Source organism: Cellulomonas sp. GbtcB1 (genome assembly GCF_019091725.1).
GTDB lineage: Bacteria > Actinomycetota > Actinomycetes > Actinomycetales > Cellulomonadaceae > Cellulomonas.
Window position 1 is genome coordinate 52,108 of the sequence record NZ_JAGXJG010000023.1, and the last position, 6,297, is coordinate 58,404.

The window sequence follows — 6,297 nt, forward strand, 5'->3', positions numbered from 1 at the left end:
GCGTCCCGGCACCGCCGGGCGCGCGCGCCGCGGGTGGTGACCCGTGCTGACCGACTGGTTGCTCGTCGCGCTCGGCGTGGTGCTCACCGCCGGCACCGCGGTGTTCGTCGCGAGCGAGTTCTCCCTGGTCACCCTCGACCCCGGCGTCGTCGAGGGCCAGACCCGGCCCGACGACCGCCGCGGGCAGAGCGTGCTCAAGGCGCTGCGCCGGCTGTCGACGGAGCTCTCCGGCGCCCAGGTCGGCATCACCGTCACCACGGTGCTGCTCGGCTACACCACGCAGCCCGCCGTGAACGCGCTGCTGGCCGAGCCGCTGCGCGGGTCGTTCCTCGGCCCGGCGATCGGCGGCGCGGTCGCGCTCGTCGTCACGCTGGTGCTGGTGAACGGGTTCTCGATGCTGTTCGGCGAGCTGGTGCCGAAGAACTTCGCGATCAGCCGCCCGCTGGGCACGGCGCGTTGGGTCGCGCCGCTGCAGGCCGGCTTCACCTCGGCGCTGCGTCCGCTGATCACCCTGTTCAACTCCAGCGCCAACGCGCTGCTGCGGCGCATGGGCGTCGAGCCGCGCGAGGAGCTGTCCGGCGGCCGGTCGCCGCAGGAGCTCGCGGCCCTGGTGAAGCGGTCGGCGCAGCAGGGCACCCTCGACGAGTCGACGGCGACCCTGCTGACCAACTCGATCGAGTTCACCGACCTCACCGCGGTCGACGTGATGACCGACCGGCAGCGCGTCGTCACGCTCCGCCGCGCCGACACCGCGGCCGACGTCGTCCGGCTGTCCCGCGAGACCGGGCACTCCCGGTTCCCGGTGATCGGCGACGACTCGGACGACGTCGTGGGCCTGGTGCACCTGCGCCGGGCCATCGGCGTGCCGTACGAGCGCCGCGACGAGGTGCCCGCCGCCGCGCTGATGATCGACGCGCCGCGGGTCCCCGAGACGGTGCACCTCGGCCCGCTGCTGGTCGAGCTCCGCGAGCACGGGATGCAGATGGCCGTCGTCGTCGACGAGTACGGCGGCACGTCGGGCGTGGTGACCCTGGAGGACGTCGTCGAGGAGCTGGTGGGCGACGTCGCGGACGAGCACGACCGCCGGCGCACCGCCGCCTCGCGGCGCGCGGACGGCGCCTGGGTGGTGTCGGGCCTGCTGCGCCCGGACGAGCTCACGGAGACCACCGGCCTCGTCGTCCCGGAGGACGGCCCGTACGAGACGCTGGGCGGCCTGGTGATGGCCGCGCTCGGGCGGGTGCCCGAGGCCGGGGACGAGGTGCGCGCGGGCGACGTGCTGCTCCGCGTCGAGACCATGGCCCGCCGCCGCGTCGAGCGGGTGGTGGTGCAGCCCGCGCGGGCCGCCGCCGACGCCGAGGGGGCGGCCCGATGAGCCCCGCGGTGGCCCTGGCGCTCGCGGTCGCGCTGCTCGCGGGCAACGCGTTCTTCGTCGCGGCCGAGTTCGCGATCATCTCCGCGCGGCGGTCGGCGATCGAGCCGCTGGCCGCGGCGGGCGACCGCCGCGCGACGACCGTGCTGTGGGCCATGGAGCACGTCTCGCTCATGCTCGCCTGCGCCCAGCTCGGCGTGACCGTCTGCTCCACGAGCCTCGGCCTGGTGGCGGAGCCGGCGATCGCGCACCTGATCGAGGACCCGCTGCACGCGGTCGGCGTCAGCACGAGCCTGGCGCACCCGATCGCGTTCGTCGTCGCGCTGCTCGTGGTCGTCTACCTGCACGTCGTGCTCGGCGAGATGGTGCCGAAGAACCTGGCGGTGTCCGGCCCGGACCGCGCGGTGCTCGTGTTCGGCCCGCCGCTGGTCTGGCTCGGGCGGGTCGTGCGCCCGGTCATCGCGGCGCTCAACTGGATCGCGAACCACGTGCTCCGGCTGTTCCGGGTGGACCCGCGCGACGAGGTCGCCTCGGCGTTCACGGCGCAGGAGGTGCAGTCGATCGTCGAGCAGTCCCAGGCGGAGGGTCTGCTGGACGACGAGCAGGGCCTGCTGTCCGGCGCGCTGCAGTTCTCCGACCGCACGGCGGCCGAGGTGATGGTCCCGCTCGCGGACCTCGTCACCGTCCCCGTCGACGCGACGCCGGACGAGGTCGAGCGGCTGGTCGCCCGGACGGGCTACAGCCGGTTCCCGGTGCTCGGCCGCGGCGACGTGCCCACGGGCTACCTGCACGTGAAGGACGTGCTCTACGCGGACGACGGCTCCCGCCGGCTGCCGGTGCCGACCTGGCGGGTGCGCGCGCTCGCCGTCGTGGCGCCGGGCGACGAGGTCGAGGAGGCGCTCGCCGCCATGCAGCGCTCCGGCGTGCACCTCGCGCGGGTCGAGGACGACGGCGGGGCGGTCGGCGTCGTGTTCCTCGAGGACATCCTCGAGGAGCTCGTCGGCGAGGTCCGGGACGCGATGCAGCGGGGCGCGTTCCGGCACCGTGCGGGGGCCTGAGGGCCCCGGACTGGGCCGAACGTGGGACCTTCGTCACACGAAAGGGTGATCCCGGTGGGTGAACGCGCGCGACACGCCGATGATCCGTCAGCTACCCCCCGGTCGGGGGGTTGGAACGGGCACCCCGGTGCCGTTATGGTTTCGTGATCGATCACCCGGATCCCCCCTGACGGTGACGCCTCGGCGCCCCGCCCCTTCCCGGGTGTCGCCCCTCGTCCGTCGGCGGCTCCTCGCCGCCTGCCCGTGAGCTCGGAGGTCCCGTGGCGTCGCACCGCGTGCAGCCCGCCGACGCCGGCGCTCCCACCCGACGCCAGCTCCGCGAGGCGGGCCGCACGCGACCCGCCGCCGCGTCCGCCGACGCCGCCCCCGCGGCGGTCGTCGTCACCGAGCACCGGCGGCGCACCAGCCCGGCCGCCCGGTGGGGCACCCGCGCCGGCGTGCTCGTCACGCTGGCCGCCGTGACCGTCGCGATCCCGCTCTCCCAGGGCGCCGCGCGCAGCGAGGACGGCTTCACCGACGCCGAGGCCGACGCGACGCTGCCCAGCACCGTCGAGGCGCTGACCTCCTCCGCGACGTCCGTGCTCCCGCCGGCCTCGCTCGTGTCGGGCGACGCCACCGCGCTGCGCGCGCAGGTGGACGTCAGCCGCAGCCAGGAGCGCGAGATCCTGCCCGGCTGCGACGGCGAGGCGAACCCGGCCAGCGCGAACGGCCAGGTCCCGCAGTCCGACCTCTGCTACCTCTGGGACGGCAAGACCCAGCTGCGCGCGGACGCCGCCGAGGCGCTCGCCGAGCTCAACGCGATGTGGGTGACCCGGTGGGGCACCGACCTGTGCCTGTCCAGCGGCTACCGCACGCTCGCCGAGCAGCGGGCGGTCAAGGCCGCCAAGGGCTCGCTCGCTGCGCCCGCCGGCCGCAGCAACCACGGCTGGGGCCTCGCGGTCGACCTGTGCACCTCGCAGACCACGGGCGCGCAGTGGGAGTGGCTGAACGACAACGCCCCGGTGTTCGGGTGGGAGAACCCGGACTGGGCGCGCCCCGGCGGCTCCGGCCCGTACGAGCGCTGGCACTGGGAGTACACCAAGGGCGTCATGGCCGACGGCGAGTACTACGGCTGACGCCTCCCGCGCACGAGAACGGCCCCGCCTCCTCCGGGAGACGGGGCCGTCGTCGTCCGGGGCCGATCAGACCAGCGTCATGCCCCAGGTGACCTCGTGGGTGGCGCCCGGCTCGAGGCGCACCAGGCGCTCGCCGGTGCGGAACGCGTCCGCGATGCAGCTCATCGGCTCGGCGGCGACGCCGCGGCGGTCGATCTTCGGGATGCCGTTTCCGGTGCACACCTGCCAGGTGTCCATCGAGGAGTCCATCCACATCGCGGCGCCGTGGCCGTCGGGGGAGCCGAGCACGATCCAGGACAGGCCGTCGGCGTCCCGGGTCACGTCGACGAACGCGTCGTCCAGGGCCACGCCGGCGAGCGGCTGCGGGGTCCGGCGGTCCTCGGCGCCCGACAGGGGGCGCGTTCCGGTCGGCAGCAGCCGGTCGTCGACCGTCACCTGCGACGCGGCGTCGACCCGCAGCGTGCAGTCGTCCACGGCGGCGTCGCCGGGCGACAGCCACGGGTGGAACCCGATGCCGTAGGGCGCGGCGGTGGCCTCCAGGTTGGTCGCGGCGACGTGCACGCGCAGCCCGGCGTCGGACAGCGAGTAGGTGACGTCGACGCGCAGCGACCACGGGTAGCCCGGCGTCGGGACCAGCTCGTGGCGCAGCGTGACGGAGGTGTCGCCGTCGGGGCCGGACTCGGAGGCGACCTTCGCGTACCGGACCTGGGCCACCAGGCCGTGCAGGGCCGTCATCCGGTCGGGCTCGGTGACGGGGACCTGGTGGCCGGTGCCGTCCCAGGTGTACTGCCCGTCCCGCAGCCGGTTGGGCCACGGGGCGAGGACGGCGCCGGAGAAGGCGGGCGCGAGGTCGGACTCGTCGAACGGCAGCACGACGTCGCGGCCGTCGACGCTGTAGGCGCGGACGCTGGCTCCGACCTCGGCGATCACGGCGCGGTGGGCGCCGTGGGCGAGGGCGTGCTGCTGTCCGGAGGGTGCGGGCGTGTTCACGCTCACACCGTAGCGGCCGGGGGTCCCGGGTCGGTGGATCGCGCCCCGTGACCCCGCACCGCCCGGCAGCCGGTAGCCTGGACCGTCGTGGCAGCCACCGACTTCCCCGCCGAGATCCGCGACCTGCGCAGCACCCTGCAGTCCATCCAGGCGGTGTCCGACCCCACGGCCCTCCGGGCGAAGATCGCCGACCTCTCCGAGCAGGCGTCCGCCCCCGACCTGTGGGACGACCCCGAGTCCGCGCAGAAGGTGACGAGCGCGCTGAGCGCCGCGCAGTCCGAGCTGGACCGCGTCGACAAGCTCGGTGGCCGGATCGACGACCTGGAGACGCTGGTCGAGATGGCCGCCGAGGAGGACGACGCCGACACGCTCGCGGAGGCGGAGGCGGAGCTCGTCTCGATCCGCAAGGACCTGGGCGAGCTCGAGGTCCGCACGCTGCTGAACGGCGAGTACGACCAGCGCGAGGCGGTCGTGACGATCCGCGCGGGCGCCGGCGGCGTGGACGCGGCGGACTTCGCCGAGATGCTCATGCGCATGTACCTGCGGTGGGCGGAGCGGCACGGCTACCCGACGACCGTGCTCGACACGTCGTACGCGGAGGAGGCCGGCCTGAAGTCGGCGACCTTCGAGGTGAAGGCGCCGTACGCGTTCGGGCACCTGTCGGTCGAGGCCGGCACGCACCGCCTGGTGCGCATCTCGCCGTTCGACAACCAGGGCCGCCGGCAGACGTCGTTCGCGGCGGTCGAGGTCATCCCGCTGATCGAGCAGAGCGACGACAACATCGAGATCCCCGAGTCGGAGATCAAGGTCGACGTGTTCCGCTCGTCCGGCCCCGGCGGGCAGTCGGTCAACACGACGGACTCCGCGGTCCGCATGACGCACATCCCGACCGGCATCGTCGTGTCGATGCAGAACGAGAAGTCGCAGATCCAGAACCGCGCGGCAGCGCTCCGCGTGCTCCAGTCCCGCCTGCTCCTGGTACGCAAGGCCGAGGAGGACGCGAAGAAGAAGGAGCTCGCCGGCGACATCAAGGCGTCCTGGGGCGACCAGATGCGGTCGTACGTGCTGCACCCGTACCAGATGGTCAAGGACCTGCGCACCGAGCACGAGGTGGGGAACACCTCCGCGGTGTTCGACGGCGACATCGACGGGTTCATCGAGTCCGGGATCCGCTGGCGCCGGCAGGCGTCCGTCGAGGCCTGACCGGCCCCGCCCGCACCGTCCGAGGGCGGCGCACCCGACCGGGTGCGCCGCCCTCGGCGCGTCCGCACCCCGGGACGCCCGCGTCACATCCTGGTCACAGGTCGGGTCCAGGTTGGGCAGAACCCCTTGTCGCCGACGACGCGCGGTTCTATGTTGTGGCTCGCAACATTCTCTGCGCCACGGGCACAGGAGGTGTGCACCCGGGCGCGTCCGACGCGAGGGGGACCGATGCGACGAGGCATGTTCCTGGCGACGGCGGCCGTTGCGGCCACCGGACTGCTGCTGGCCGGTTGCGGCGGCAGCGACGACAGCGGCGGTGGCGGTGGTGGCGAGACCACCTCGGCGTCGGCCGCGAAGGTGGGCGTGATCCTGCCCGACACCAAGTCCTCTTCACGCTGGGAGTCCGCGGACCGCAATTACCTGGAGCAGGCCTTCATGGACTTGGGCGTGGACTACGACATCCAGAACGCGCAGGGCGACAAGACCCAGTTCCAGACGATCGCCCACCAGATGATCACCAGCGGCGTGAACGTGCTGATGATCGTCAACCTGGACTCCGGCT

The 6,297-nt window shown here is 73.9% G+C and carries 6 protein-coding genes; 5 read left to right on the forward strand and 1 reads right to left on the reverse strand.

Annotated elements, in window-relative coordinates:
- The first annotated feature begins 43 nt into the window (after window positions 1-43).
- The 3 genes from KVT14_RS10355 to KVT14_RS23450 all read left to right on the forward strand — a co-directional run bounded on the left by KVT14_RS10355 (window position 44) and on the right by KVT14_RS23450 (window position 3,542).
- Window positions 44-1,372 (forward strand): hemolysin family protein, encoded by a 1,329-nt coding sequence (locus KVT14_RS10355; protein ID WP_210417355.1) that lies wholly within the window; start codon window positions 44-46, stop codon window positions 1,370-1,372.
- Window positions 1,369-2,427, forward strand: coding sequence for a hemolysin family protein (locus KVT14_RS10360; protein WP_217615587.1), 1,059 nt, complete (start codon window positions 1,369-1,371; stop codon window positions 2,425-2,427). Before KVT14_RS10355 ends, KVT14_RS10360 begins: the two co-directional genes overlap by 4 nt.
- A 260-nt stretch (window positions 2,428-2,687) precedes the next feature.
- Window positions 2,688-3,542 carry a M15 family metallopeptidase gene (locus KVT14_RS23450; RefSeq protein ID WP_217615588.1) on the forward strand — a complete coding sequence of 285 codons (855 nt, stop codon included), beginning with the start codon at window positions 2,688-2,690 and terminating at the stop codon, window positions 3,540-3,542.
- Window positions 3,543-3,608: 66 nt separating this feature from the next.
- On the opposite strand, the gene KVT14_RS10370 is transcribed toward KVT14_RS23450, so the two are convergent.
- Window positions 3,609-4,532: an aldose 1-epimerase family protein gene (locus KVT14_RS10370; RefSeq protein WP_308161009.1), complete on the reverse strand. Its 924-nt coding sequence runs from the start codon at window positions 4,530-4,532 to the stop codon at window positions 3,609-3,611.
- An 87-nt stretch (window positions 4,533-4,619) separates the two neighbouring features.
- Between KVT14_RS10370 and prfB the strand changes: the two genes are divergently transcribed.
- Both prfB and KVT14_RS10380 read left to right on the forward strand, forming a co-directional pair.
- Entirely contained in the window at window positions 4,620-5,735 is a 1,116-nt protein-coding gene (gene prfB, locus KVT14_RS10375) for a peptide chain release factor 2 (RefSeq protein WP_217615590.1), read from the forward strand.
- A 240-nt stretch (window positions 5,736-5,975) separates the two neighbouring features.
- Window positions 5,976-6,297: substrate-binding domain-containing protein (locus KVT14_RS10380; protein WP_368858782.1), on the forward strand; the 322-nt coding region annotated here is incomplete at its 3' end.